The organism is Mesorhizobium sp. WSM4821, from assembly GCF_055901555.1.
In genome coordinates this window covers 4,695,502-4,721,713 of record NZ_CM148371.1, presented here as the reverse complement: position 1 = coordinate 4,721,713, position 26,212 = coordinate 4,695,502, and the positions used below count along the sequence as shown (strand labels likewise).

The window sequence follows — 26,212 nt, the reverse complement described above, 5'->3', positions numbered from 1 at the left end:
CAAACGGAAGCGGCGATCCTCCACTGAATGCCGATGTCGGCGGAACCTGTCTTCGCCCATTCCATTTCTTCTTACGCGTTCCTATATCCGCGTCACATCCCCGAAAACCGGATTGCGGGTTCAGACCGGGTGAGCGTGCGCTCGGCCACAAGGCACTTGTGTTTTTCGGCTGTAGTCGCTAATCGCCCCGCATTCGACTGAACTGAAGGTCCCGGCCGTCCAAGGAAAGAGACTATGGCAAAAGGTAAATTCGAGCGTACAAAGCCTCATGTGAACATCGGCACGATTGGCCACGTTGATCATGGCAAGACGTCGCTGACGGCGGCGATCACCAAGTATTTTGGCGAATACAAGCGCTACGACCAGATCGATGCTGCGCCTGAGGAGAAGGCGCGCGGCATCACGATTTCGACGGCGCATGTCGAATACGAGACGCAGAACCGGCACTACGCGCATGTCGACTGCCCCGGCCACGCCGACTATGTGAAGAACATGATCACCGGTGCCGCGCAGATGGACGGGGCGATCCTGGTTGTGTCGGCCGCCGACGGCCCGATGCCGCAGACGCGCGAGCACATCCTGCTTGCCCGCCAGGTCGGCGTGCCGTCGATCGTGGTGTTTTTGAACAAGGTCGACCAGGTCGACGACGCCGAGCTTCTGGAGCTGGTCGAGCTCGAGGTGCGCGAGCTTTTGACCAAGAACGAGTTCCCCGGCGACGACATTCCGATCGTCAAGGGTTCGGCGCTTGCGGCTCTGGAGGATTCGGACAAGACGATCGGCGAGGACGCGATCCGCGAACTGATGGCGCAGGTCGACGCCTACATCCCGACGCCGGTTCGCCCGCTGGACAAGCCGTTCCTGATGCCGATCGAGGACGTGTTCTCGATCTCTGGCCGCGGCACGGTTGTGACCGGCCGCGTCGAGCGCGGCGTGGTCAAGGTTGGCGAGGAACTCGAGATCGTCGGCATCCGTCCGACGACCAAGACGACCTGCACGGGCGTCGAGATGTTCCGCAAGCTGCTCGACCAGGGCCAGGCCGGCGACAACATCGGCGCGCTGTTGCGCGGTGTCGACCGCGAAGGTGTCGAGCGCGGCCAGGTTCTGGCCAAGCCGGGCACGGTCAAGCCGCACAAGAAGTTCGTGGCCGAAGCCTACATCCTGACCAAGGACGAAGGTGGCCGTCACACGCCGTTCTTCACCAACTACCGTCCGCAGTTCTACTTCCGCACGACGGACGTGACCGGCATCGTGTCGCTGCCGGAAGGCACCGAGATGGTGATGCCTGGCGACAACATCACGGTCGACGTCGAGCTGATCGTGCCGATCGCCATGGAAGAGAAGCTGCGCTTCGCCATCCGTGAAGGCGGCCGCACCGTCGGTGCCGGCATCGTCGTCACCATCAAAGAGTAATCGACGCCGGCATTCGCCGGTTAATCGAGTACAAAAGGGCAGTCCTCGGGCTGCCCTTTTTGCATTTTGGGTGCAGCCGACGTGCGCCCGCGGCGTCGTCGCAAAACTCTGTTGCAAGCGTCCAAACCTCGACTAGTATAAGTTGCATAGCGGGGGCTTGCCCGAATGGTTCCGTGGCACCGTTTGAATCGTCAGACATGGTGGTCGCTCGGGCTGATCTGCCTGGCGTCGTTCCTTGTCATGGGACAGGCTGCCTTCGCGGCGAATACCAAAAAATCCGCGTCGGATCTTGGCCCGACGATGCGGTTTGTCATCGTCCGCGGCAGCGCGCCTGGTTGCGAACCGACCTGCCCGGAATGGATATCGGCTGAAGGCTCGATAGAAGCCGGTACGCCGGCCCTTTTCAAACGCACGCTCAAGGCTCTCGGCGGTCGAAAACTGCCGCTTGTCGTCGATTCTCCCGGCGGCAACGTCGATGCGGCGCTGGCGCTGGGCCGTCTGATCCGCAAAAACAAGCTCGACATCGCGGTCGGCAAGACCCAGTTCGTCGGCTGCCTGCCCGACGTGAAGAACTGCAGGGAAAACGACGGCAAAGGCGCCCGTTATTTCGGCAGTCCCTATGCCGCCGGCGCCATCTGCAATTCCGCCTGTCCGCTGATGTTTGCCGGCGGCATCAGGCGTGTGGTCGGGCAATGGGCCTATCTCGGCGTCCATCAGATCACCACGACCTACATCCGGACAAAATTGCAGTACCGGACCACGTACCGCGTGGTGAGAGGCAAGAAGAAGGTCCTCAGCAAGAAGATCGTCAGCCGCAAGGACGCCGGCAGCTACAAGACCTACGAGATGAGCAAGGCGACGGAGAAGAGACTGGCGGCCTATCTCAAGGAAATGGGTGTCGGCCGTGACGTGCTCGAGACGATGAAGAACACGCCGGCCAGCAGCATCCAGCAACTGGCTCCTTACGACATGCTGCAGGCGAAGCTCGTTACCAGCCTGGATGCCGTCGACCTGCTGACCGCGGCAACTCTGTGCAAAACCGATCCAGTGGCCGCGAACTGCAGGGAGATACCGGCGCCGGCGGATAAAGCCACGAAGCCGTCCGGCGACGTGATGGCGTACGCCAAGCCCGCTCCCGCCGCGCCCGGCGAACCCGAAGCCGTGCGGCAGGACGACGTCGGGGACATGCGCTTCGTTCTGGTTCGAGGCAGAAGTTTCCTCTGCGATCCCAATTGTCCCGAATGGATCTCCGCGGAAGGCACGATCAGCGCTCAAACGCCGGAGCGGCTGCGCCAGTTGCTTGACACGATCGGCGATCGGCGCCTGCCCGTGGTCGTCAACTCGCCGGGAGGTGACGTACTCGGCGCTCTGGCCACTGGAAGGTTGATTAGGGAACGCAAGCTCGACGTGGCCGTTGCACGGACGGACTTCATTGGATGCGAGCCGGACAAGGCGGATTGCACCGCCGAAAATGGCGTCTATGTCGGGCTTACGATCGATGCGAGCGGCGAGTGTGGCGCAGCCTGTCCGATCATGCTCGCCGGCGGCGTCAGGCGCCTTGTCGGTCCTCGTGCGCAGGTGACCGTGCATTCGATGGGGCTGGAGCAGCGGGTAAAATCTTATCTCAGGGACATGGCGATCGGACCCGGTCTGCTGGCGGCGATGCGGTCGGTGCCGGGTTCGCGCCATCGGCGGCTCGAGCCCGCCATGATGTTGAAAGTCGGGCTGACGACCGGACTTGAATCGGTGGATGAATTTACCGGTCCGACCATCTGCAAATCGGAGCCGATGCCAGAGAATTGCCGCGTGTTGTCGACGTCCGAGGTTCAGGCCGACGCGCCCGTCAAGCTGTAAGGTGCAGGCACCGCAGCCGATCCGAACTGGCCATCGAGGCAGGTTGAGCAATGTTCGATAGTTCCGCTATCGTCCCGCAGCGATTGACAGCCCGAGGATCGAGAATGAGCCAGGACGTCCCGACCTTGTTCGAATGGGCCGGCGGCACCGAAGCGCTGAATCGCCTGACCCGAACGTTCTACGGCAAGGTGTCTCGCGACCCGGTCGTCGGCCCGGTGTTCAAAAACATGTCGCCGGATCATCCTGCCCATGTCGCGGCCTTCATCGGCGAGGTCTTCGGCGGACCGAAGACCTACAGCGAAAAGCATGGCGGTCACCGCGAGATGGTGGTGCATCATCTTGGCAAGCACCTGAGCGAGGAGCAGCGCCGCCGCTGGATCAATCTGCTCGCTGATGCCGCCGATGAGACCGGGCTGCCGGACGATCCGGAGTTCCGCGCGGCTTTCATGGCCTATGTCGAATGGGGGTCACGGCTGGCCAGGATGAACTCCAACCTTGGCGAGACCTGCGACCCGGAGACGGAACCGATGCCGGCCTGGGGGTGGGGCGTACCGGGAGGTCCTTATCAGCCGCCGTCGGGCGGCTGATTCCGGGCTTGCGGCGACTTCAGGCGAGTGGTCGAGATCGGCCTGACGGGCTGGGCGTCACCTTTCCGAATTTCTGGTGCAGGACGTGAATGGCACAATCCAACCAGGCCGCTCTTTACAGAGCGCGCGGAAGCTTTTAGGAAGCGCCTGCTGCGCCGACATGCGCGCGCGATACGGGCATAGCTCAGTTGGTAGAGCGGCGGTCTCCAAAACCGCAGGTCGTAGGTTCGAGCCCTGCTGCCCGTGCCATTTCCTTGATGCCATAAAGGACATGGGCGCGACCGCGCTTTACCTGTTTGGATCAACGGTTCGCGATGAAACTGGCCAAGGCAGCGATCTCGACCTGTTCATCGATTATGATCCAAAGAGCCGCAATGCCTTCGATCTTGTCGGCATCAAGTTCCTTCTGGAAGATGGACTGCATGTCCCGGTGGACCGTTACCACGCGCGCCGGCGTGAACTCCCGGTTACGCCGCAAATCGAACAATCGGCCGTGCGCATCTTCTGAATGGCACGTGAATTTGACGCCAAAGACCTTCAACCCAGAGCCATGAACGCGATGGTGGCATTGGGCGCGGCTCGCCAAGAACCGCAATTGTAGCATTCAGGAGGGCTTTGAGATGACCTCCCGAAGGTGCGTACATTCACATCTGGCTTGGGAGAAGTGATCATGAGGCGCGTTTGCGTAACGGCGCGAGGTACGCATGCGTTGGTTTCCACCGGCCGGCCTTTGAAACCGGCGGGCGACTTGCCATTTAGATTGGATTGGGGCATAAGGGGCCTATAGCCGGGACGGGACGACTGGATGGTTCCGAGGCGGCGTTGTCATAAAGCGGACACTTGCCACTTGCGTGGATCAAGAATCGGTTTTATGTAGAGGAAACAGACACGCGACGCGTGGAGCTGGGAATCCGGCTTTACGCGTCCGATTTGCATGGGCGAAATGTTTGCGCTGATTCGGCGCGAACACGGGCTCAGGCGGCGCGTCCCGGCCAGCGGGATCATCCAGGAGACCCGGCCAACGGGTCTTGAAGACAGGCGGCACATGGCTTCGAAAACCACAAATCCTTTCGTCTTTCTCCAGCAGGTTCGCTCGGAGACCGCCAAGGTGACTTGGCCGTCGCGCCGCGAAACGATGATCTCGACGGTGATGGTCCTGGCGTTCGCTGTGATCGCGATGATCTTTTTCTTTACCGCCGATCAGCTCATGGGCCTTGGGGTCGAGCAGATTCTGGGCATTGGACGCTAAGTCCGGCGATTACGGAGAAGTCTTGATATGACTGCGCGGTGGTACATCGTCCACGCCTATTCGAACTTTGAAAAGAAGGTCGCCGAGGATATCGAGCACAAGGCCAAGCAGAAAGGCCTGTCCGCTGAAATCGAGCAGATCGTGGTGCCGACCGAGAAGGTCGTCGAGATACGCCGCGGCCGCAAGGTCGATGCCGAGCGCAAGTTCTTCCCGGGCTACGTGCTCCTGAAGGCCAACCTGACCGATGCGGTGTTCTCGCTCGTCAAGAACACGCCGAAGGTCACCGGCTTCCTGGGTGACTCGAAGCCGGTGCCGATCACCGAGGCTGAGGCCCAGCGTATCCTGAACCAGGTGCAGGAAGGTGTCGAGCGGCCGAAGCCGTCGGTCACTTTCGAGATCGGCGAGGCGATCCGCGTCTCGGACGGCCCGTTCGCGTCGTTCAACGGTTTCGTCCAGGAGGTGGACGAGGAGCGGGCACGGCTCAAGGTGGAAGTTTCGATCTTCGGGCGCGCCGTGCCGGTCGATCTTGAATTCGGGCAGGTCGAAAAGGGCTGATCCGGAATCCTCGTCGCCCATTCGGCGATGGGGGAGGCGGCGCGGAGATCGCGTGGCCAGAACGGTGGGAGGCGAATGCAGCTTTAGCCAGCCGCAGGAACCGCACCACCAGACTGCAACCGCCGGTGTTTCCCAGAGATAGTGGGGCCGGCATGAGATAAAGGCAGGAAGAGATGGCTAAGAAAATTGCAGGCCAGCTCAAGCTCCAGGTTTCCGCGGGCTCGGCGACGCCGTCGCCTCCGATCGGACCGGCGCTTGGTCAGCGCGGCATCAACATCATGGAGTTCTGCAAGGCGTTCAACGCGCAGACCCAGGAAATGGAAAAGGGATCGCCGATCCCGGTCGTGATCACTTACTATCAGGACAAGTCGTTCACCTTCGTCATGAAGACGCCGCCGGTGAGCTACTTCCTGAAGAAGGCCGCGAACCTGAAGTCGGGCTCGAAGGAGCCGGGCAAGGTCAGGGCCGGCACGATCGGCCGCGACAAGGTGCGCGCCATTGCCGAGCAGAAGATGAAGGATCTGAACGCAAACGATATCGAGGGCGCCATGCGCATGGTCGAGGGCTCCGCCCGCTCGATGGGTCTGGAAGTGGTGGGCTGAGATCATGGCAAAGATTGCAAAGCGCGTATCGAAGACCCGCGAAGGCATCGATCCCAACAAGGCCTATGCCCTGGGTGATGCGCTGAAGCTGCTCAAGGACCGGTCCTCGGTGAAGTTCGACGAAACCGTTGAAGTCGCGATGAACCTGGGTGTCGACCCGCGCCATGCCGACCAGATGGTCCGTGGCGTGGTCAATCTGCCGAACGGCACCGGCCGTACCGTCCGCGTCGCCGTTTTCGCGCGTGGCGACAAGGCCGACGAAGCCAAGGCGGCCGGCGCAGATATCGTTGGCGCCGAGGATCTGGTCGAAATCGTCCAGAAGGGCACGATCGACTTCGATCGCTGCATCGCCACGCCGGACATGATGCCGCTGGTCGGCCGTCTGGGCAAGGTGCTCGGCCCGCGCGGCATGATGCCGAACCCGAAGGTCGGCACCGTCACCACCGACGTTGCCGCCGCCGTCAAGGCGTCGAAGGGCGGCGCCGTCGAGTTCCGCGTCGAGAAGGCCGGCATCGTTCATGGCGGCGTCGGCAAGATCTCGTTCGACGTCAAGGCGCTGGAAGAGAACGTCCGCGCCTTCGCTGACGCGGTGAACAAGGCCAAGCCGTCTGGCGCCAAGGGCAACTACGTCAAGAAGGTGTCGGTCACCTCGACGATGGGCCCGGGCCTCAAGCTCGACGTCTCAACGCTGGCAGCGTCTTGATACGAATTATCTGGGTTGGCCGCTAAAGGGCCGATCCGCAAACAGAATTCCGGGCCTCCGATTTATATTGGCGGCCCGGTACCGGAAGTCGGAAGGCTTCCGGACATCCTGTCCGAGATTGCAGGCGGCCCTCAAGCCTAATTCAAAGAGGGCCTTAATTCATGTGGGCCTGCATGAGACGGGTGAAGACCGGACAACGGAGCGACTGCTCCAATGAAAGGTTCGAACCGTGTTTGCCTTTTGTCTGCGCACCATTCGGCTTGCCGGCTGGTGTGGCGAAAGGGGGCAGGATCCTCGAGCGTCGTTCGGGAGATCCGTTATTGGATGGCCCGGCCGGCAAAAGGCAACCCGACGCCTGTCCTCGTGAAAAGGGCAGGGGTCAACTGGAGATAGGCAGTGGACAGAGCGGAAAAACGCGAACTCGTCACGGGCCTGAATGATGCGTTTTCAAGCGCTGGTTCAGTCGTCGTGGCCCACTACGCCGGTATCACCGTCGCGCAAATGAACGACCTCCGGTCGAAGATGCGCGCCGCCGGTGGCACCGTCAAAGTCGCGAAGAACCGTCTCGCCAAAATCGCTCTTCAGGGCACGGACTCCGCGTCGATCATCGATCTGTTCAAGGGACAGACGCTGATCGCTTATTCGGAGGACCCGGTTACGGCGCCGAAGGTTGCGTCCGATTTCGCCAAGGGAAATGACAAGCTGGTCATTCTCGGCGGCGCAATGGGCACAACCTCGCTCAACGCCGACGGTGTGAAGGCACTCGCCGCACTTCCGTCGCTCGATGAGCTGCGCGGCAGGCTGGTTGGCATGATCGCCACGCCGGCAACCCGGATCGCCCAGATCGTCAATGCGCCTGCGGCTTCGGTCGCGCGCGTCATCGGCGCTTACGCCCGGAAGGACGAGGCGGCATGAGGCCGTTCCTCGCTATCACAAACACACGTTCGAACCTTATGAAGGAATATTGCAATGGCTGATCTCGCAAAGATCGTAGACGACCTTTCGAAGCTGACCGTCCTCGAGGCGGCCGAGCTGTCGAAGCTTCTGGAAGAAAAGTGGGGCGTTTCCGCCGCCGCTCCGGTGGCGGTTGCCGCCGCTGGCGGTGCTGCGGCCGCTGCTGCTCCGGTCGAGGAAAAGACGGAATTCGACGTCGTCCTCACCGAGGCGGGCGCTCAGAAGATCAACGTCATCAAGGAAGTTCGCGCCATCACCGGTCTTGGCCTGAAGGAAGCCAAGGACCTGGTCGAGGCGGCTCCGAAGCCGGTCAAGGAAGCCGTTTCCAAGGCCGACGCGGACAAGTTCAAGGCCCAGCTGGAAGCAGCCGGCGCCAAGGTCGAACTGAAGTAAGCGTTGAGTACCGGCGGGCGGCTTCGCGCCGTCCGCCACTCCCTCGGCGCGAAGGGAGGCTGCGTAACGCGAAGCACGAAAACCTCTTTCCTGAGAGCCGTGAACCGGCCTTCAGGAAACGGGTTTTCTCCCGTTTTGGCCAGCCGCCGATTGGCGGCGGGTGAACAAATAGAAGGCCGCCGCCAAGGTGGCCGAGAATGCAAGGCGAGCCGCGGCGAGGCTCGCCCCGAGTTTAGAGCTAAGGAGCGACGATGGCCCACACACAGACTTTCAATGGCCGCAGACGCGTACGCAAGTTCTTCGGAAAGATCCCGGAAGTTGCGGAGATGCCGAACCTGATCGAGGTTCAGAAGGCATCCTATGACCAGTTCCTGATGGTGGAGGAGCCCAAGGGCGGGCGTCCTGACGAGGGACTGCAGGCGGTTTTCAAGTCGGTCTTCCCGATCTCCGACTTTTCCGGCTCCTCGATGCTGGAATTCGTGAAGTACGAGTTCGAAGGACCGAAATTCGACGTTGACGAATGCCGTCAGCGCGACCTGACCTACGCCGCGCCGCTGAAGGTGACGCTGCGCCTCATCGTGTTCGATATCGACGAGGATACCGGCGCCAAGTCGATCAAGGACATCAAGGAGCAGGACGTCTACATGGGCGACATGCCGCTCATGACCTTGAACGGCACCTTCATCGTCAACGGCACCGAGCGCGTCATCGTCTCGCAGATGCACCGTTCGCCGGGCGTCTTCTTCGACCATGACAAGGGCAAGTCGCACTCGTCGGGCAAGCTGTTGTTCGCCGCGCGCGTCATCCCCTATCGCGGCTCGTGGCTCGACATCGAGTTCGACTCCAAGGACGTCGTGCACGCCCGCATCGACCGCCGCCGCAAGATTCCGGTGACGTCGCTGTTGATGGCCCTCGGCATGGACGGCGAGGAGATTCTGTCGACCTTCTACAACAAGATCACCTACAAGCGCGCCGGCGACCATTGGCGCATCCCGTTCAACGTCGAGCGTTTCCGCGGCCTCAAGGCCGTTGGCGACCTGGTCGACGCCGATACCGGCGAAGTCGTCGTTGAGGCCGGCAAGAAGATCACCGCACGCCAGGCCCGCCAGCTCGGCGAAAAGGGTCTCAAGGCGATCAAGGCGACCGACGAGGATCTGCTCGGCAACTATCTTGCCGAGGACATCGTCAACTATGGGACCGGCGAGATTTTCCTCGAAGCCGGTGACGAGATCGACGAAAAGACGCTGAAGGTGCTTCTCAGCGCCGGCGATGACGAGATCAAGGTTCTCGACATCGACCATGTCAATGTCGGCGCCTACATCCGCAACACGCTCAGCGTCGACAAGAACGAGAGCCGCCAGGACGCGCTGTTCGACATCTACCGCGTCATGCGCCCCGGCGAACCGCCGACGCTCGAGACCGCCGAAGCCATGTTCAACTCGCTGTTCTTCGACAGCGAGCGCTATGACCTGTCGGCCGTCGGCCGCGTCAAGATGAACATGCGCCTCGAGCTCAAGGCCGAGGATACCGTGCGCGTGCTGCGCAAGGACGACATCCTGGCCGTGGTCAAGACCCTGGTCGAACTGCGCGACGGCAAGGGCGAGATCGACGACATCGACAATCTCGGCAATCGCCGCGTGCGCTCGGTCGGCGAGCTGATGGAGAACCAGTACCGCGTCGGCCTGCTGCGCATGGAGCGCGCGATCAAGGAACGCATGTCCTCGATCGAGATCGATACGGTGATGCCGCAGGACCTGATCAACGCCAAACCGGCGGCTGCCGCCGTGCGCGAGTTCTTCGGTTCCTCGCAGCTGTCGCAGTTCATGGACCAGACCAACCCGCTGTCGGAGATCACCCACAAGCGCCGCCTCTCGGCGCTTGGACCCGGTGGTCTGACCCGTGAGCGCGCCGGCTTCGAGGTGCGCGACGTGCACCCGACGCATTACGGCCGCATCTGCCCGATCGAAACGCCGGAAGGCCCGAACATCGGTCTGATCAACTCGCTGGCCACTTTTGCGCGCGTCAACAAATACGGCTTCATCGAGAGCCCCTACCGCAAGATCGTCAACGGCAAGCTGACCAATGAGGTCGTCTATCTGTCGGCGATGGAAGAGGCCAAGCACCACGTCGCGCAGGCCAATGCCGAGCTCGACAAGGATGGCGGTTTCGTCGACGAATTCGTCATTTGCCGCAACGCCGGCGAAGTGATGATGGCGCCGCGCGAAAACGTCGATCTGATGGACGTGTCGCCGAAGCAGATGGTGTCGGTGGCCGCGGCTCTGATCCCATTCCTCGAGAACGACGACGCCAACCGCGCCCTGATGGGCTCGAACATGCAGCGTCAGGCCGTGCCGCTGGTGCGCGCCGAAGCGCCGTTCGTCGGCACAGGCATGGAGCCGATCGTCGCCCGTGACTCGGGCGCCGCCATCGGTGCCCGCCGCGGCGGCATCGTCGACCAGGTGGACGCGACGCGTATCGTCATCCGCGCCACGGAAGATCTCGATCCCGGCAAGTCCGGCGTCGACATCTACCGGCTGATGAAGTTCCAGCGCTCGAACCAGAACACCTGCATCAACCAACGTCCGCTGGTGCGCATGGGCGACCGGGTCAACAAGGGCGACATTATCGCCGACGGCCCGTCGACCGAGCTCGGCGATCTGGCGCTCGGCCGCAACGTGCTGGTCGCGTTCATGCCGTGGAACGGCTACAACTACGAGGACTCGATCCTCTTGTCCGAGCGCATCGTCGCCGACGACGTCTTCACCTCGATCCACATCGAGGAGTTCGAGGTCATGGCGCGCGATACCAAGCTCGGGCCGGAGGAAATCACGCGCGACATTCCCAACGTCTCGGAAGAAGCGCTGAAGAACCTCGACGAGGCCGGCATCGTCTACATCGGCGCGGAAGTGCAGCCGGGCGACATCCTGGTCGGCAAGATCACGCCGAAGGGTGAAAGCCCGATGACGCCGGAAGAGAAGCTTCTGCGCGCCATCTTCGGCGAAAAGGCATCGGACGTGCGCGACACCTCCATGCGCATGCCGCCCGGAACCTTCGGCACCGTCGTCGAAGTGCGCGTCTTCAACCGCCATGGTGTGGAGAAGGACGAGCGCGCCATGGCGATCGAGCGCGAGGAGATCGAACGCCTGGCCAAGGACCGCGACGACGAGCAGGCAATCCTCGACCGCAACGTGTATTCGCGCCTTTCCGACGTTCTCGTCGGCAAGGAAGCGATTGCCGGACCGAAGGGCTTCAAGAAGGGCTCGAAGCTGTCGAAGGACACGCTTGACGAGTATCCGCGCTCGCAATGGTGGCAGTTTGCGGTGGAGGACGAGAAGCTCCAGAGCGAACTGGAAGCCCTGCGTGGCCAGTACGACGATTCCAAGAAGGCGCTCGAACAGCGCTTCATGGACAAGGTCGAGAAGGTTCAGCGCGGCGATGAGATGCCTCCCGGCGTCATGAAGATGGTCAAGGTCTTCGTGGCCGTGAAGCGCAAGATGCAGCCCGGCGACAAGATGGCCGGCCGGCACGGCAACAAGGGTGTCGTGTCGCGGATCGTTCCGGTCGAGGACATGCCGTTCCTCGAGGACGGCACCCATGCCGATATCGTGCTCAACCCGCTGGGTGTGCCGAGCCGCATGAATGTCGGCCAGATCCTGGAGACGCATCTGGGCTGGGCTTGCGCCGGAATGGGCAGGAAGATCGGCGAGCTGATCGACGCCTACAAGACGGGCGGCGACATCAAGCCGCTGCGCAAGACGCTCGAGAGCTTCATGCCGGCCAACGACCGCAACGAGCCGGTCCGCGACTATGACGACGAGAGTGTCGTTCGCCTCAGCGAGCAGATGCGCCGCGGCGTCGCCATCGCGACGCCGGTGTTCGACGGCGCGCACGAGGCCGACATCAACATCATGCTGGAGCAGGCGGGCCTGCACACCAGCGGTCAGTCGCAGCTCTATGACGGGCGCACCGGCGAGCCGTTCGATCGCAAAGTGACGATGGGCTACATATATATGCTCAAGCTTCACCATCTTGTGGACGACAAGATTCACGCGCGTTCGATCGGGCCGTACTCGCTCGTTACCCAGCAGCCTCTGGGCGGCAAGGCGCAGTTCGGTGGCCAGCGCTTCGGCGAGATGGAGGTCTGGGCGCTCGAAGCGTACGGCGCCGCCTACACGCTGCAGGAGATGCTGACGGTGAAGTCGGATGACGTCGCCGGCCGCACCAAGGTCTACGAGGCGATCGTCAGAGGCGACGACACGTTCGAGGCCGGCATTCCCGAGAGCTTCAACGTTCTCGTCAAGGAAATGCGGTCCCTGGGCCTCAATGTCGAGCTGGAGAACACCAAGCTCGACGAAACGCCAGTCCGGCTGCCCGACGCGGCCGAGTGACACGACATCCGGTCGCGGGAGAGGGCTCTCGCGACCGGGTGCACCAATTCTTCGGCCTGCGGGCCGACCACTCAGCGGGCATTCGGCCCGCGCTAGATGCAAGGGGTTTTCGAGGACCCCGAAAAGGAGAACGGCATGAACCAAGAGGTCATGAATCTCTTCAATCCCCAGGCGCCAGCGCAGGTGTTCGATTCCATCCGGATCTCACTCGCCAGCCCTGAGAAGATTCTGTCCTGGTCGTTCGGCGAGATCAAGAAGCCGGAGACCATCAACTACCGCACCTTCAAGCCGGAGCGCGACGGCCTGTTCTGCGCGCGCATTTTCGGTCCGATCAAGGACTACGAGTGCCTGTGCGGCAAGTACAAGCGCATGAAGTACAAGGGCGTCATCTGCGAGAAGTGCGGCGTCGAAGTGACGCTGTCGCGTGTTCGTCGCGAGCGCATGGGCCATATCGAGCTGGCCGCCCCGGTCGCCCATATCTGGTTCCTGAAGTCGCTGCCTTCGCGTATCGGCACGTTGCTCGACATGACGCTGAAGGACATCGAGCGCGTTCTCTACTTCGAGAACTACATCGTCACCGAGCCCGGCCTCACCGCGCTGAAGGAGCACCAGCTCCTCAGCGAGGAAGAGTACATGATCGCCGTCGACGAATATGGCGAGGATAGTTTCACCGCCATGATCGGCGCCGAGGCCATCCACGACCTTCTGGCCGGCATGGATCTGGAGAAGATCGCCGGCGATCTGCGTTCGGAGCTGGCTTCGACCACGTCCGAGCTCAAGCAGAAGAAGTATCTGAAGCGGCTCAAGGTCGTCGAGAACTTCATGGAATCCGGCAACCGTCCGGAATGGATGATCATGAAGGTGGTTCCGGTGATCCCGCCGGACCTGCGCCCACTGGTTCCTCTTGATGGTGGACGCTTCGCCACGTCGGATCTCAACGATCTCTATCGCCGCGTCATCAACCGCAACAACCGCCTGAAGCGGCTGATCGAGCTGCGTGCGCCCGGCATCATCGTGCGCAATGAAAAGCGCATGCTGCAGGAAGCCGTCGACGCGCTGTTCGACAATGGCCGCCGCGGCCGCGTCATCACCGGCGCCAACAAGCGTCCGCTGAAGTCGTTGTCCGACATGCTCAAGGGCAAGCAGGGCCGGTTCCGCCAGAACCTGCTCGGCAAGCGCGTCGACTATTCCGGCCGCTCGGTCATCGTGACCGGTCCGGAGCTCAAGCTGCACCAGTGCGGCCTGCCGAAGAAGATGGCGCTCGAACTGTTCAAGCCCTTCATCTACGCCCGTCTCGACGCCAAGGGTTATTCCTCGACCGTCAAGCAGGCGAAGAAGCTGGTCGAGAAGGAGCGCCCGGAGGTGTGGGATATCCTCGACGAGGTTATCCGCGAGCATCCGGTGCTCTTGAACCGTGCGCCGACGCTGCACCGCCTCGGCATCCAGGCGTTCGAGCCGATCCTGATCGAAGGCAAGGCGATCCAGCTTCACCCGCTGGTCTGCACGGCCTTCAACGCCGACTTCGACGGCGACCAAATGGCGGTTCACGTGCCGCTGTCGCTGGAAGCGCAGCTTGAAGCCCGCGTGCTGATGATGTCGACCAACAACATCCTGCACCCGGCTTCCGGCGCGCCGATCATCGTGCCCTCGCAGGACATGGTTCTCGGCCTCTACTATCTCTCGATCGTCAACCAGAACGAGCCGGGCGAGGGCATGGTGTTTGCCGACATGGGCGAACTCCAGCACGCGCTCGAGACCAAGGCGGTGACGCTGCACGCCAAGATCAAGGGCCGCTTCCGCTCGGTCGACGCCGAAGGCAATGTCGTGTCGAAGATCTACGACACCACGCCCGGCCGCATGATCATCGGCGAGCTTCTGCCGAAGAACGTCAACGTGCCCTACGAGACCGCCAACCAGGAGATGACCAAGAAGAACATCTCCAAGATGATCGACACCGTCTACCGCCATTGCGGTCAGAAGGAGACGGTCATTTTCTGCGACCGCATCATGGCCCTCGGCTTCAGCCACGCCTGCCGCGCCGGCATTTCGTTCGGCAAGGACGACATGCTGATCCCGGATGCCAAGATCAAGCTCGTCTCCGACACCGAGGCTTTGGCCAAGGAATACGAGCAGCAGTACAATGACGGCCTGATCACCCAGGGCGAGAAGTACAACAAGGTCGTCGACGCCTGGGCCAAGTGCTCGGAAAAGGTCGCCGACGAGATGATGGCCCGCATCAAGGCGGTCGAGTTCGAGGACAATGGCCGTCAAAAGCCGATGAACTCGATCTACATGATGTCGCACTCCGGTGCGCGCGGCTCGCCCACCCAGATGCGCCAGCTTGCCGGTATGCGCGGCCTGATGGCCAAGCCTAGCGGCGAGATCATCGAGACGCCGATCATCTCGAACTTCAAGGAAGGCCTTACCGTGCTCGAGTACTTCAACTCGACCCACGGCGCCCGCAAGGGTCTGGCAGACACCGCCTTGAAGACGGCGAACTCGGGTTACCTCACCCGTCGTCTGGTCGACGTGGCGCAGGACTGCATCGTCAACTCCGTCGACTGCGGCACCGACAAGGGCCTTACCATGCAGCCGATCGTCGATGCCGGCCAGGTCGTCGCTTCCGTCGGCCAGCGCGTTCTCGGCCGTACGGCGCTCGACGACATCACCCATCCGGTGTCGGGCGAGGTTCTGGTCAAGGCCGGAACCCTGATGGACGAACGCGACGTGGAGCAGATCGAAAAGGCCGGCGTCCAGTCGGTCCGCATCCGCTCGGCGCTGACCTGCGACGTCAGGGTCGGTGTGTGCGCGGTCTGCTACGGACGCGATCTGGCCCGCGGCACCCCGGTCAACCAGGGCGAGGCTGTCGGCGTCATCGCGGCGCAGTCGATCGGCGAGCCGGGCACCCAGCTCACCATGCGTACCTTCCACATGGGCGGTACGGCGCAAGTGGTGGACTCGTCGTTCCTTGAAGCCTCGTATGAGGGCAAGGTCGAGATCCGCAACCGCAACGTGGTGCGCAACTCTGACGGCCAGCAGATGGTCATGGGCCGCAACATGGCGGTGCTGATCCTCGACGAGGCCGGCAAGGAGCGCGCCACGCACCGTGTCACCTATGGTTCGCGCATCTTCGTGGACGATGGCGACAAGGTGAAGCGCGGCCAGCGCATCGCCGAGTGGGATCCTTATACCCGCCCGATCCTCACCGAAATCGAGGGCACGGTGCAGTTCGAGGATCTGGTCGACGGCATTTCCGTTCAGGAAACGGCCGACGAATCGACCGGCATCACCAAGCGCGAGGTCATCGACTGGCGTTCGACGCCACGCGGCAACGACCTCAAGCCGGCGATGATCGTCCAGGACGCCAAGGGCAAGGTCGGCAAGCTGTCGAAGGGCGGCGACGCCCGCTTCCTGCTCTCGGTCGAGGCCATTCTTTCGGTCGAGCCGGGTGCGCATGTGAAGCCCGGCGACGTGCTGGCGCGTATCCCCTTGGAAAGCGCCAAGACCAAGGACATCACCGGCGGTCTGCCGCGTGTTGCCGAGCTGTTCGAGGCACGCCGTCCGAAGGATCACGCCATCATCGCCGAGATCGACGGCACGATCCGCTTCGGCCGCGACTACAAGAACAAGCGCCGCATCATCATCGAGCCGCATGACTCGACGCTCGAGCCGGTCGAATACCTGATCCCGAAGGGCAAGCCGTTCCATCTCCAGGACGGCGACGTCATCGAGAAGGGCGACTATATCCTCGACGGCAATCCGGCGCCGCACGACATCCTGGCGATCAAGGGCGTGGAGGCACTTGCCTCATACCTCGTCAACGAGATCCAGGAGGTCTACCGCCTGCAGGGCGTGTCGATCAACGACAAGCACATCGAGGTGATCGTTCGCCAGATGCTGCAGAAGGTCGAGATCACCACGCAGGGCGACTCGACCTACATTCCGGGCGATCACGTCGACATGATCGAGCTGGAAGAAGTCAACGAGCGCCTGGTCGAGGACGGCAAGAAGCCGGCCGAAGGCCAGCCGGTGCTCCTGGGCATCACCAAGGCCTCGCTGCAGACGCCGTCTTTCATCTCGGCCGCCTCCTTCCAGGAGACGACCCGGGTGCTGACCGAAGCGGCGGTTGCCGGCAAGACCGACATGCTGCAGGGGCTGAAGGAAAACGTCATCGTCGGCCGGCTGATCCCGGCCGGCACCGGCGGCACGATGAGCCAGATCCGGCGCATCGCCACCTCGCGCGACGAGCTGATCATCGACGAGCGCCGCAAGGCGTCGGGCGTCGAGGCCGCCGATCCGATGCTGACCGACATGGTTACCGCCGCGCAGTAAGCGCGACGGTACAGATCTCACGCAACGAAGCCGTCGGGGCAACCCGGCGGCTTTTTCTCTGCGGTGTTAATTGAAAAACGCCTCGACCACATTGCGCTTGCCGAGCATGAAGGCGTCGGCGACATGCTGCAGCGGGGCGAGATCGACATCGGAAACGCCGGCGCGCACGATTTCGGCGAAGCGCTTGTATAGCATCGCGTATTCGGCTTCCGGCTCGTCATGGATCACCTTGCCGTCGACGGCGAGCTTGGTGCCGCCGCCGGACAGCACCATCGCGCCCTTGTCCGTCTCGGCAAGGATGTCCCAGCTTTGCGGGCCGGTCTGACGCCAGTCGAGTTCCATCGTCACCGGCAAGCCGTTCGAGGTCCGGAAGGCGATATGTGCGGCGATCGGAGCTGCGCGGTTTTCGGGAAAATCGAGAATTGCCGAGGTGATGAACATCGCCGGCAATATATGGGTCGCGATCGACAGCGCGTTGATGCCGGGATCGAACACGCCGAAACCGCCTGGGGCCCAGATCCAGTCCTGGTTTGGGTGCCAGCGGCGCACGTCTTCCTTCCAGTTGATGGCGGCCGATCTGATCCGGGTGGAGGACAGAAATGCGCGCCCGGCTTCCACCGCCGGCGCATAGCGCGAATGCCAGCTGGCGAACAGCGAGACGCCGTTTGCCGCCGCCAGTGCTTTCAGGTCCTCGACCTCGCTGACCGTGGCGCCGGGCGGCTTTTCCAGGAAGACATGTTTTTTCGCTTCCAGCGCTGTCCGCGCGGCGTCGTAGCGGAACTGCGGCGGCATGCAGAGCGACACCGCCTCGAGCTCTGGCACCGCGTCAAGCATTGCTTCGATCGTTGGAAAGTTCGCGATGCCGTCCACCTTGCCGTGCCGGCTGGCGGCGGCGACGAGGCGGTAGTCCAGGTTCTTCGCCACGGCAGGCAGGTGCTGGTCGCGGACGATCTTTCCCACTCCGACGATGCCGAGCGTGATGGGGTCGCTGTTCCTGGACATGGGAGACTCCGCGGATTGGAAATGCACTGCTCCTGGCAGCGATTGGTTATTAGCAGAGAACCGATATCGGGCAAGCCGCGGGATGCCTGCCCGGCAGCCTGCCGAGATCGGCCCCGTTTCAGATTCGCCCCGATTCGGACCGGCCTGCTTTAGACTGCGACGTCGAAGGTGACGATCGACACTTCGCCTTCGAGCGCGCCCTGATAGGCCGACAGATGTGGCTCTTCGTCGGGCACGCCGTCCAGGTCGCCGATCTGGTCGAGCTCCGCTTCGGCGTAGCCTTCGGCCGCCAGTGATTCGAGCGCCCGGCGCACCGCCGAATCGTCGTCAGGCGCGACCAGCATGACGTGGACGCCTTCCGGCTTGCCATCTTTCCTCTTCCACACCCGGCCGGTGATGATGGTGACCGGGCGCTCGTCATTGTCGTTCACGGGCCGATTCCTCCGGAAGAAGGGATTTGCGCTGTTCATGCCGCCCTTTTTGCATGAAGCTTGGCCGTGCGACAGCTGGAAGCCGGTCACTTTCTTCCTTCCTCTTGCAAAACGGCGAAAGAAAATTACATGGGCTATCCGCATGGCTGCCAAGCCTCGGTTTCAGCGCAATATTTGGCGCTCCGGGGTTGACGGGCAACAGGCTTGCGAGTAGAAGCCGCCCAGTCAGAACCGATGTGAGGCTCTCCCTTCCGAAGCGACACGCTTTGGAGTTTGCCTCAAACAGGGTTCGTTTTACGAGCGAAAAAGACATTTCCGGCGTGCATGAAGCGGCTTCCGCTTCCTCTGCCATTTGTTCGGGCAAGACCGCGAGGCGCGGTTTGTGGCCCGAATTTGCGTATGGAAATGACGCCTTGAGCGGCCCTGACCGGGCGAGACACGGAATTGAGAGACAAGAGGGTTTAATGCCTACCGTCAACCAGCTGATCCGCAAGCCGCGCATTGCGCCGGTGAAGCGCAACAAGGTCCCGGCCATGGAGCAGAACCCGCAGAAGCGGGGCGTCTGCACGCGCGTCTACACAACGACGCCGAAGAAGCCGAACTCGGCGCTGCGCAAGGTGGCCAAGATCCGCCTGACCAATGGTTTTGAAGTCATCGGTTACATCCCCGGCGAAGGTCACAACCTTCAGGAGCACTCCGTGGTGATGATCCGCGGCGGCCGCGTCAAGGATCTTCCTGGCGTCCGTTACCATATCATTCGTGGCGTGCTCGACACCCAGGGTGTGAAGAACCGCAAGCAGCGCCGTTCGAAATACGGCGCCAAGCGTCCGAAGTGACCGAAGCGTAGCGAAGGTCATCCCGGACGCAGCGAAGCGACGATCCGGGATTGAGGCCACCACGCAGAATTGAGGCAGAGAAAAAATGTCCCGTCGTCACAGTGCAGAAAAGCGTGAGATCAATCCGGACCCGAAGTTCGGCGATCTGATCGTCACCAAGTTCATGAACGCCGTCATGTATGATGGCAAGAAGTCGGTTGCCGAGACCATCGTCTACGGCGCGCTGGACCAGGTCCAGTCCAAGACCAAGCAGGAGCCGGTCACCGTCTTCCATCAGGCGCTCGACAATGTCGCGCCGCATGTGGAAGTGCGTTCGCGCCGCGTCGGTGGCGCCACCTACCAGGTTCCGGTCGATGTGCGCCCCGAGCGCCGTCAGGCGCTGGCCATCCGCTGGCTGATCGCCGCCGCCCGCAACCGCAACGAGACCACCATGGTCGACCGCCTCTCCGGCGAGCTGATGGACGCGGCCAACAACCGCGGTACCGCCGTCAAGAAGCGTGAAGACACCCACAAGATGGCAGAAGCCAACCGCGCCTTCGCGCACTACCGCTGGTAAAGCGCGAACGAGACTGAGAGGCACCTCCCATGGCCCGCGAATATAAAATCGAAGACTACCGTAATTTCGGTATCATGGCGCATATCGACGCCGGCAAGACGACGACCACCGAGCGCGTCCTCTACTACACGGGCAAGTCGCACAAGATCGGCGAAGTCCACGACGGCGCTGCCACCATGGATTGGATGGAGCAGGAGCAGGAGCGCGGCATCACCATCACGTCGGCCGCGACCACGACCTTCTGGAAAGGTCGTGACGGCAAGATGCATCGCTTCAACATCATCGACACCCCCGGCCACGTCGACTTCACCATCGAGGTCGAACGTTCGCTGCGCGTGCTCGACGGCGCCATCGCACTGCTCGACGCCAATGCCGGTGTCGAACCGCAGACGGAAACCGTCTGGCGCCAGGCTGACAAGTACCGTGTGCCGCGCATGATCTTCTGCAACAAGATGGACAAGATCGGCGCCGATTTTTACCGTTCGGTCGAGATGATCGGCTCGCGCCTCGGCGCGCACGCCGTCGTCATGCAGCTGCCGATCGGTGCCGAGACCGAGTTCAAGGGCGTCGTCGACCTCGTCGAGATGAACGCGCTGGTCTGGCGTGACGAAACGCTGGGCGCTGCCTGGGACGTCGTCGAGATCCCGGACGACCTCAAGGCTCGTGCCGAAGAATACCGCGAGAAGATGATCGAGGCCGCCGTCGAAATGGACGAGACGGCGCTCGAGAATTACCTCGAAGGCAAGATGCCCGACAATGACGAGATCCGCGCGCTGATCCGCAAGGGCACCATTGCGGTGAAATTCTACCCGATGTTCTGCGGCTCTGCCTTCAAGAACAAGGGCGTGCAGCCGCTGCTCGACGCCGTCGTCGAGTATCTGCCGTCGCCGGCCGACGTGCCGGCCATCAAGGGCGTAGACGCCAAGACCGACGCCGAGATCGAGCGTCACGCCGACGACAGCGAGCCGCTGTCGATGCTGGCCTTCAAGATCATGAACGACCCGTTCGTCGGCTCGCTCACCTTTGCCCGCATCTATTCTGGCAAGCTCACCAAGGGCATGTCGGTCGACAACACCGTCAAGGGCAAGAAGGAGCGCATCGGCCGCATGCTGCAGATGCATGCGAACTCGCGCGCCGACGTCGAAGAGGCTTTCGCCGGCGACATCGTCGCCTTGGCCGGTCTCAAGGACACCACAACGGGCGATACGCTCTGCGATCCGCTGCATCCGGTGATCCTCGAGCGCATGGAATTCCCCGATCCGGTCATCCAGATCGCGATCGAGCCGAAGACCAAGAACGATCAGGAAAAGATGGGCCTTGCGCTTCATCGCCTGGCCGCCGAAGACCCGTCCTTCCGCGTCAAGACTGACGAGGAATCGGGCCAGACGATCATCTCCGGCATGGGCGAGCTTCACCTCGACATCATCGTCGACCGCATGCGTCGCGAGTTCAAGGTCGAGGCCAATGTCGGCGCGCCGCAGGTGGCTTATCGCGAGACGATCACCCGCAGCCAAGAGCAGGACTACACCCACAAGAAGCAGACCGGCGGCACTGGTCAGTTCGCCCGCGTCAAGATCCTCTTCGAGCCGAATCCGGAAAGCAGCGAATTCCTGTTCGAATCCAAGATCGTCGGCGGCGCTGTGCCGAAGGAATACATCCCCGGTGTCGAGAAGGGCATCAACAGCGTCATGACGTCGGGTCCTTTCGCCGGCTTCCCGATGATCGGCGTCAAGGCGACGCTGATCGATGGTGCCTACCACGACGTGGACTCCAGCGTTCTGGCTTTCGAAATCGCCGGCCGTGCCTGCTTCCGTGAAGCGGCGCCCAGGCTTGGCGTGCAATTGCTCGAGCCGATCATGAAGGTCGAAGTGGTGACGCCGGAAGATTATGTCGGCAGCGTCATCGGCGATCTGAACGGCCGTCGCGGCCAGATCCAGGGCCAGGAAGCCCGCGGCGTGGCGGTGGTTATCAACGCGATGGTTCCGCTCGCCAACATGTTCAAGTACGTCGACAACCTGCGCTCGATGAGCCAGGGCCGCGCGGCCTATACGATGCAGTTCGATCACTACGAGCCGGTGCCGACCGCGGTCGCTCAGGAAGTCCAGAAGAAATACGCGTAACTCGAACGGGTTGCAGCGCTAACTTAATTCAAAGCCCGCACGGGCGAGCAGGAATGGAGAGATCACATGGCAAAAGGTAAATTCGAGCGTACAAAGCCTCATGTGAACATCGGCACGATTGGCCACGTTGATCATGGCAAGACGTCGCTGACGGCGGCGATCACCAAGTATTTTGGCGAATACAAGCGCTACGACCAGATCGATGCTGCGCCTGAGGAGAAGGCGCGCGGCATCACGATTTCGACGGCGCATGTCGAATACGAGACGCAGAACCGGCACTACGCGCATGTCGACTGCCCCGGCCACGCCGACTATGTGAAGAACATGATCACCGGTGCCGCGCAGATGGACGGGGCGATCCTGGTTGTGTCGGCCGCCGACGGCCCGATGCCGCAGACGCGCGAGCACATCCTGCTTGCCCGCCAGGTCGGCGTGCCGTCGATCGTGGTGTTTTTGAACAAGGTCGACCAGGTCGACGACGCCGAGCTTCTGGAGCTGGTCGAGCTCGAGGTGCGCGAGCTTTTGACCAAGAACGAGTTCCCCGGCGACGACATTCCGATCGTCAAGGGTTCGGCGCTTGCGGCTCTGGAGGATTCGGACAAGACGATCGGCGAGGACGCGATCCGCGAACTGATGGCGCAGGTCGACGCCTACATCCCGACGCCGGTTCGCCCGCTGGACAAGCCGTTCCTGATGCCGATCGAGGACGTGTTCTCGATCTCTGGCCGCGGCACGGTTGTGACCGGCCGCGTCGAGCGCGGCGTGGTCAAGGTTGGCGAGGAACTCGAGATCGTCGGCATCCGTCCGACGACCAAGACGACCTGCACGGGCGTCGAGATGTTCCGCAAGCTGCTCGACCAGGGCCAGGCCGGCGACAACATCGGCGCGCTGTTGCGCGGTGTCGACCGCGAAGGTGTCGAGCGCGGCCAGGTTCTGGCCAAGCCGGGCACGGTCAAGCCGCACAAGAAATTCGTGGCCGAAGCCTACATCCTGACCAAGGACGAAGGTGGCCGTCACACGCCGTTCTTCACCAACTACCGTCCGCAGTTCTACTTCCGCACGACGGACGTGACCGGCATCGTGTCGCTGCCGGAAGGCACCGAGATGGTGATGCCTGGCGACAACATCACGGTCGACGTCGAGCTGATCGTGCCGATCGCCATGGAAGAGAAGCTGCGCTTCGCCATCCGTGAAGGCGGCCGCACCGTCGGTGCCGGCATCGTCGTCACCATCAAAGAGTAATTTGGACTTAAACCGATCTGTCGCGGGCGCTGCCCGCGCCGCGCCAGAACAAGGAAGTGACGCATGAACGGACAGAATATCCGCATCCGCCTGAAGGCGTTTGATCACCGGGTGCTTGACGCCTCGACGCGGGAAATCGTGTCGACGGCCAAGCGCACCGGCGCCAACGTCCGCGGCCCCATTCCGCTGCCGACGCGGATCGAAAAGTTCACGGTCAACCGGTCGCCTCACGTCGACAAGAAGAGCCGCGAGCAGTTCGAGATGCGCACGCACAAGCGTCTGCTCGATATCGTCGACCCGACCCCCCAGACGGTCGACGCGTTGATGAAGCTCGATCTTGCCGCCGGTGTCGACGTCGAGATCAAGCTCTAAGGAACCAGAAGTGCGGGGCGACCCGGAACTCTGAAGAAACAAGAGGCGTGGAGGGGCGGCAGCCCCGACAGGGAACTCTAAAGGAATTGAACCGATGCGTTCAGGTGTGATTGCAAAGAAGGTGGGAATGACCCGCATCTACAACGATGCCGGGGAACATGTTCCCGTCACTGTTCTCCAGATGGAGAACTGCCAGGTCGTGGCGCAGCGCACGCAGGAGAAGAACGGCTATACCGCCGTCCAGCTCGGCGTTGGCCTTGCCAAGGTGAAGAACACGTCGAAGGCGATGCGCGGCCATTTCGCGACCGCCTCCGTCGAGCCGAAGGCCAAGGTTGCCGAATTCCGCGTCTCCGCTGACAACATGATCGATGTGGGCGCCGAGATCACCGTCGAGCATTTCGTCGCCGGCCAGAAGGTCGATGTGACGGGAACAACGATCGGCAAGGGTTTCCAGGGCGTCATCAAGCGGCACAATATGGGCGGTGGCCGCGCGACCCACGGCAACTCGGTCTCGCACCGTACGCACGGCTCGACCGGCCAGCGCCAGGACCCAGGCAAGGTGTTCAAGGGCAAGCATATGGCTGGCCACATGGGTGACACCCGCGTCACCACGCAGAATGTCGAGGTCGTCTCGACCGACGCCGATCGCGGTCTGATCCTGATCCGCGGCGCGGTTCCGGGTTCGAAGGGTGCCTGGATCCTGGTCCGCGACGCCGCCAAGGTTGCGCTGCCGGCAAATGCACCGAAGCCTGCCGCAATCCGCGCCATCGCGACCAATGACAGCGCCAAGAACGATGCCCCGGCCATAGTGAACGATGCCCCGGCCACAGAGGGAGCGGAATAATGGACCTCAAGATCACAACGCTGGGCGGCAAGGACGCCGGCAAGGTGAAACTCTCCGAGGAGATTTTCGGCCTTGATCCGCGCGAAGACATCCTGCAGCGCGTGGTGCGCTGGCAGCTTGCCAAGAAGCAGCAGGGCACGCACAAGACCAAGGGCCGCGCCGAGATCGCCCGCACCGGCGCCAAGATGTACAAGCAGAAGGGTACGGGCCGCGCCCGCCACCATTCGGCACGCGCTCCGCAGTTCCGCGGCGGCGGCAAGGCCCACGGACCGGTCGTCCGCAGCCACGAGCACGACCTGCCGAAGAAGGTGCGCGCGCTCGGTCTCAAGCATGCCCTTTCGGCCAAGGCCAAGAGCGCGTCGATCATCATCATCGACGAGCTGAAGCTGACCGAGGCCAAGACCAAGGCGCTGATCGCGAATTTCGCGACGCTGGGCCTGTCCAACGCCTTGGTGATCGGCGGCGCCGAGCTTGACAAGAACTTCAAGCTGGCGGCGACGAACATCCCGAACATCGACGTGCTGCCCATCCAGGGCATCAACGTCTACGACATTCTGCGCCGCGGCACGCTGGTCCTTTCGAAGGCCGCCGTCGAGGCTCTCGAGGAGCGCTTCAAATGACCGACCTTCGTCACTACGACGTGATCGTCTCGCCGGCGATCACCGAAAAGTCGACCATGGCTTCCGAGCAGAACCAGGTCGTCTTCAACGTCGCCAAGAAGGCGTCGAAGCCGGAAATCAAGGCTGCCGTCGAAGCGCTGTTCGGCGTCAAGGTGATGGCCGTGAACACGCTTGTCCGCAAGGGCAAGATCAAGCGCTTCCGCGGCACGATCGGCCGCCAGAGCGACGTCAAGAAGGCGGTTGTGACGCTGGCCGACGGCCAGTCGATCGACGTCGCGACGGGTCTCTGAGCAAGACCGCGAGGACAGAACAATGGCACTGAAAAAATTCAACCCGATTACGCCGAGCACCCGCCAGCTGGTCATCGTCGATCGCTCGGGCCTCTACAAGGGCAAGCCCGTCAAGGGCCTGACCGAAGGCCTGACCAAGTCGGGCGGCCGCAACAATTACGGTCGCATCACCGCCCGCTTCATCGGCGGCGGTCACAAGCGTACGTACCGCATCATCGACTTCAAGCGCCGCAAGTTCGACGTCGTCGGCACGGTCGAGCGTATCGAATACGATCCGAACCGCAGCGCCTTCATCGCGTTGATCAAGTATGACGACGGCGAGCTGTCCTACATCATCGCCCCGCAGCGCCTTGCTGCCGGCGACAAGATCGTGGCCGGCGAAGCGGTCGACGTGAAGCCGGGCAATGCGATGCCGCTGGCCTCGATGCCGGTCGGCACGATCGTCCACAACATCGAGCTGAAGCCGGGCAAGGGCGCCCAGGTTGCCCGTTCGGCTGGCGGCTACGCCCAGCTCGTCGGCCGTGACCAGGGCATGGCGATCCTGCGCCTGAACTCGGGCGAGCAGCGTGTCGTACACGGCTCCTGCATGGCCACCGTCGGTGCCGTGTCCAACCCGGACCACGGCAATATCAACGACGGCAAGGCAGGCCGCACGGTGTGGCGGGGCAAGCGTCCGCACAACCGCGGCGTGACCATGAACCCGGTCGACCATCCGCATGGCGGCGGCGAAGGCCGCACCTCCGGTGGCCGCCATCCGGTTTCGCCCTGGGGTAAGCCGACCAAGGGCAAGAAGACGCGGTCCAACAAGGCGACCGACAAGTTCATCCTGCGCTCGCGCCATCAGCGCAAGAGCTAAGAAGAGGTAACGCCAA

Annotated in this window: 23 protein-coding genes and 1 tRNA gene; 22 read left to right on the top strand and 2 right to left on the bottom strand. The window is 62.5% G+C overall.

Annotation, left to right across the window (positions count from 1 at the left end; translation table 11 throughout):
- The first annotated feature begins 234 nt into the window (after positions 1–234).
- The 13 genes from tuf (AC0NID_RS22920) to rpoC all read left to right on the top strand — a co-directional run bounded on the left by tuf (AC0NID_RS22920) (position 235) and on the right by rpoC (position 17,027).
- Complete coding sequence (gene tuf, locus AC0NID_RS22920) at positions 235–1,410, top strand: elongation factor Tu (RefSeq protein ID WP_473457158.1); 1,176 nt, start codon at positions 235–237, stop codon at positions 1,408–1,410.
- Between the two features lie 165 nt (positions 1,411–1,575).
- The gene (locus tag AC0NID_RS22915) at positions 1,576–3,264 is read left to right on the top strand and encodes a COG3904 family protein (RefSeq protein WP_473457160.1); all 1,689 of its coding nucleotides are present in this window, start codon (positions 1,576–1,578) and stop codon (positions 3,262–3,264) included.
- Between the two features lie 104 nt (positions 3,265–3,368).
- Positions 3,369–3,851: a group II truncated hemoglobin gene (locus AC0NID_RS22910; RefSeq protein ID WP_473457161.1), complete on the top strand. Its 483-nt coding sequence runs from the start codon at positions 3,369–3,371 to the stop codon at positions 3,849–3,851.
- A 173-nt stretch (positions 3,852–4,024) separates the two neighbouring features.
- Positions 4,025–4,100 (top strand) — tRNA-Trp (locus tag AC0NID_RS22905).
- 22 nt (positions 4,101–4,122) lie between these two features.
- A complete protein-coding gene (locus tag AC0NID_RS22900; protein ID WP_474033329.1) occupies positions 4,123–4,359 on the top strand; it encodes a nucleotidyltransferase family protein in 237 nt (78 codons plus the stop codon).
- Positions 4,360–4,896: 537 nt separating this feature from the next.
- Positions 4,897–5,100 (top strand): preprotein translocase subunit SecE, encoded by a 204-nt coding sequence (secE, locus tag AC0NID_RS22895; protein WP_126042461.1) that lies wholly within the window; start codon positions 4,897–4,899, stop codon positions 5,098–5,100.
- Positions 5,101–5,127: 27 nt separating this feature from the next.
- A complete protein-coding gene (gene nusG, locus AC0NID_RS22890; protein WP_126042459.1) occupies positions 5,128–5,655 on the top strand; it encodes a transcription termination/antitermination protein NusG in 528 nt (175 codons plus the stop codon).
- A gap of 173 nt (positions 5,656–5,828) precedes the next feature.
- Positions 5,829–6,257 carry a 50S ribosomal protein L11 gene (rplK, locus tag AC0NID_RS22885; protein ID WP_126042457.1) on the top strand — a complete coding sequence of 143 codons (429 nt, stop codon included), beginning with the start codon at positions 5,829–5,831 and terminating at the stop codon, positions 6,255–6,257.
- Positions 6,258–6,261: 4 nt separating this feature from the next.
- The gene (gene rplA / locus AC0NID_RS22880; RefSeq protein ID WP_473457162.1) at positions 6,262–6,960 is read left to right on the top strand and encodes a 50S ribosomal protein L1; all 699 of its coding nucleotides are present in this window, start codon (positions 6,262–6,264) and stop codon (positions 6,958–6,960) included.
- A 396-nt stretch (positions 6,961–7,356) separates the two neighbouring features.
- On the top strand, positions 7,357–7,875 hold the full coding sequence (rplJ, locus tag AC0NID_RS22875) for a 50S ribosomal protein L10 (RefSeq protein WP_292168128.1): 519 nt from the start codon (positions 7,357–7,359) through the stop codon (positions 7,873–7,875).
- 54 nt (positions 7,876–7,929) lie between these two features.
- On the top strand, positions 7,930–8,307 hold the full coding sequence (rplL, locus tag AC0NID_RS22870; RefSeq protein ID WP_023680442.1) for a 50S ribosomal protein L7/L12: 378 nt from the start codon (positions 7,930–7,932) through the stop codon (positions 8,305–8,307).
- Between the two features lie 251 nt (positions 8,308–8,558).
- Positions 8,559–12,695 (top strand): DNA-directed RNA polymerase subunit beta, encoded by a 4,137-nt coding sequence (gene rpoB / locus AC0NID_RS22865; RefSeq protein WP_473457164.1) that lies wholly within the window; start codon positions 8,559–8,561, stop codon positions 12,693–12,695.
- A 135-nt stretch (positions 12,696–12,830) separates the two neighbouring features.
- A complete protein-coding gene (gene rpoC / locus AC0NID_RS22860; protein ID WP_473457165.1) occupies positions 12,831–17,027 on the top strand; it encodes a DNA-directed RNA polymerase subunit beta' in 4,197 nt (1,398 codons plus the stop codon).
- A 66-nt stretch (positions 17,028–17,093) separates the two neighbouring features.
- Here rpoC and AC0NID_RS22855 read toward each other — a convergent pair whose 3' ends face one another.
- A complete protein-coding gene (locus AC0NID_RS22855) occupies positions 17,094–18,029 on the bottom strand; it encodes a Gfo/Idh/MocA family protein (protein WP_473457166.1) in 936 nt (311 codons plus the stop codon).
- Between the two features lie 149 nt (positions 18,030–18,178).
- On the bottom strand, positions 18,179–18,460 hold the full coding sequence (locus AC0NID_RS22850; RefSeq protein ID WP_145723521.1) for a transcriptional regulator: 282 nt from the start codon (positions 18,458–18,460) through the stop codon (positions 18,179–18,181).
- A gap of 464 nt (positions 18,461–18,924) precedes the next feature.
- Here AC0NID_RS22850 and rpsL point away from each other — a divergent pair, with 464 nt between their 5' ends.
- From rpsL to rplB, 9 genes are all read left to right on the top strand, one after another.
- Positions 18,925–19,296, top strand: a complete 372-nt coding sequence (gene rpsL, locus AC0NID_RS22845; protein WP_126042443.1) for a 30S ribosomal protein S12 — start codon at positions 18,925–18,927, stop codon at positions 19,294–19,296.
- Positions 19,297–19,381: 85 nt separating this feature from the next.
- On the top strand, positions 19,382–19,852 hold the full coding sequence (rpsG, locus tag AC0NID_RS22840) for a 30S ribosomal protein S7 (protein ID WP_008875664.1): 471 nt from the start codon (positions 19,382–19,384) through the stop codon (positions 19,850–19,852).
- A gap of 29 nt (positions 19,853–19,881) precedes the next feature.
- Complete coding sequence (gene fusA, locus AC0NID_RS22835; RefSeq protein WP_145723522.1) at positions 19,882–21,972, top strand: elongation factor G; 2,091 nt, start codon at positions 19,882–19,884, stop codon at positions 21,970–21,972.
- Between the two features lie 66 nt (positions 21,973–22,038).
- Positions 22,039–23,214 (top strand): elongation factor Tu, encoded by a 1,176-nt coding sequence (gene tuf / locus AC0NID_RS22830; RefSeq protein ID WP_473457158.1) that lies wholly within the window; start codon positions 22,039–22,041, stop codon positions 23,212–23,214.
- 63 nt (positions 23,215–23,277) lie between these two features.
- Positions 23,278–23,586: a 30S ribosomal protein S10 gene (rpsJ, locus tag AC0NID_RS22825; RefSeq protein WP_006205468.1), complete on the top strand. Its 309-nt coding sequence runs from the start codon at positions 23,278–23,280 to the stop codon at positions 23,584–23,586.
- A gap of 94 nt (positions 23,587–23,680) precedes the next feature.
- Positions 23,681–24,430, top strand: a complete 750-nt coding sequence (rplC, locus tag AC0NID_RS22820; protein WP_473457169.1) for a 50S ribosomal protein L3 — start codon at positions 23,681–23,683, stop codon at positions 24,428–24,430.
- Positions 24,430–25,050, top strand: a complete 621-nt coding sequence (gene rplD / locus AC0NID_RS22815) for a 50S ribosomal protein L4 (RefSeq protein ID WP_473457171.1) — start codon at positions 24,430–24,432, stop codon at positions 25,048–25,050. Before rplC ends, rplD begins: the two co-directional genes overlap by 1 nt.
- Complete coding sequence (locus AC0NID_RS22810) at positions 25,047–25,340, top strand: 50S ribosomal protein L23 (protein WP_006205465.1); 294 nt, start codon at positions 25,047–25,049, stop codon at positions 25,338–25,340. Before rplD ends, AC0NID_RS22810 begins: the two co-directional genes overlap by 4 nt.
- Positions 25,341–25,362: 22 nt before the next feature.
- Positions 25,363–26,196: a 50S ribosomal protein L2 gene (gene rplB / locus AC0NID_RS22805; protein ID WP_095488566.1), complete on the top strand. Its 834-nt coding sequence runs from the start codon at positions 25,363–25,365 to the stop codon at positions 26,194–26,196.
- Positions 26,197–26,212: the final 16 nt, after the last annotated feature.

Bases quoted from the DNA above. Each gene is read 5' to 3' on its own strand.
- tuf (WP_473457158.1), top strand. From the start codon at position 235: ATGGCAAAAGGTAAATTCGAGCGTACAAAGCCTCATGTGAACATCGGC.
- AC0NID_RS22915 (WP_473457160.1), top strand. From the start codon at position 1,576: ATGGTTCCGTGGCACCGTTTGAATCGTCAGACATGGTGGTCGCTCGGG.
- AC0NID_RS22910 (WP_473457161.1), top strand. From the start codon at position 3,369: ATGAGCCAGGACGTCCCGACCTTGTTCGAATGGGCCGGCGGCACCGAA.
- AC0NID_RS22900 (WP_474033329.1), top strand. From the start codon at position 4,123: ATGGGCGCGACCGCGCTTTACCTGTTTGGATCAACGGTTCGCGATGAA.
- secE (WP_126042461.1), top strand. From the start codon at position 4,897: ATGGCTTCGAAAACCACAAATCCTTTCGTCTTTCTCCAGCAGGTTCGC.
- nusG (WP_126042459.1), top strand. From the start codon at position 5,128: ATGACTGCGCGGTGGTACATCGTCCACGCCTATTCGAACTTTGAAAAG.
- rplK (WP_126042457.1), top strand. From the start codon at position 5,829: ATGGCTAAGAAAATTGCAGGCCAGCTCAAGCTCCAGGTTTCCGCGGGC.
- rplA (WP_473457162.1), top strand. From the start codon at position 6,262: ATGGCAAAGATTGCAAAGCGCGTATCGAAGACCCGCGAAGGCATCGAT.
- rplL (WP_023680442.1), top strand. From the start codon at position 7,930: ATGGCTGATCTCGCAAAGATCGTAGACGACCTTTCGAAGCTGACCGTC.
- rpoB (WP_473457164.1), top strand. From the start codon at position 8,559: ATGGCCCACACACAGACTTTCAATGGCCGCAGACGCGTACGCAAGTTC.
- rpoC (WP_473457165.1), top strand. From the start codon at position 12,831: ATGAACCAAGAGGTCATGAATCTCTTCAATCCCCAGGCGCCAGCGCAG.
- AC0NID_RS22855 (WP_473457166.1), bottom strand. From the start codon at position 18,029: ATGTCCAGGAACAGCGACCCCATCACGCTCGGCATCGTCGGAGTGGGA.
- rpsL (WP_126042443.1), top strand. From the start codon at position 18,925: ATGCCTACCGTCAACCAGCTGATCCGCAAGCCGCGCATTGCGCCGGTG.
- rpsG (WP_008875664.1), top strand. From the start codon at position 19,382: ATGTCCCGTCGTCACAGTGCAGAAAAGCGTGAGATCAATCCGGACCCG.
- fusA (WP_145723522.1), top strand. From the start codon at position 19,882: ATGGCCCGCGAATATAAAATCGAAGACTACCGTAATTTCGGTATCATG.
- tuf (WP_473457158.1), top strand. From the start codon at position 22,039: ATGGCAAAAGGTAAATTCGAGCGTACAAAGCCTCATGTGAACATCGGC.
- rpsJ (WP_006205468.1), top strand. From the start codon at position 23,278: ATGAACGGACAGAATATCCGCATCCGCCTGAAGGCGTTTGATCACCGG.
- rplC (WP_473457169.1), top strand. From the start codon at position 23,681: ATGCGTTCAGGTGTGATTGCAAAGAAGGTGGGAATGACCCGCATCTAC.
- rplD (WP_473457171.1), top strand. From the start codon at position 24,430: ATGGACCTCAAGATCACAACGCTGGGCGGCAAGGACGCCGGCAAGGTG.
- AC0NID_RS22810 (WP_006205465.1), top strand. From the start codon at position 25,047: ATGACCGACCTTCGTCACTACGACGTGATCGTCTCGCCGGCGATCACC.
- rplB (WP_095488566.1), top strand. From the start codon at position 25,363: ATGGCACTGAAAAAATTCAACCCGATTACGCCGAGCACCCGCCAGCTG.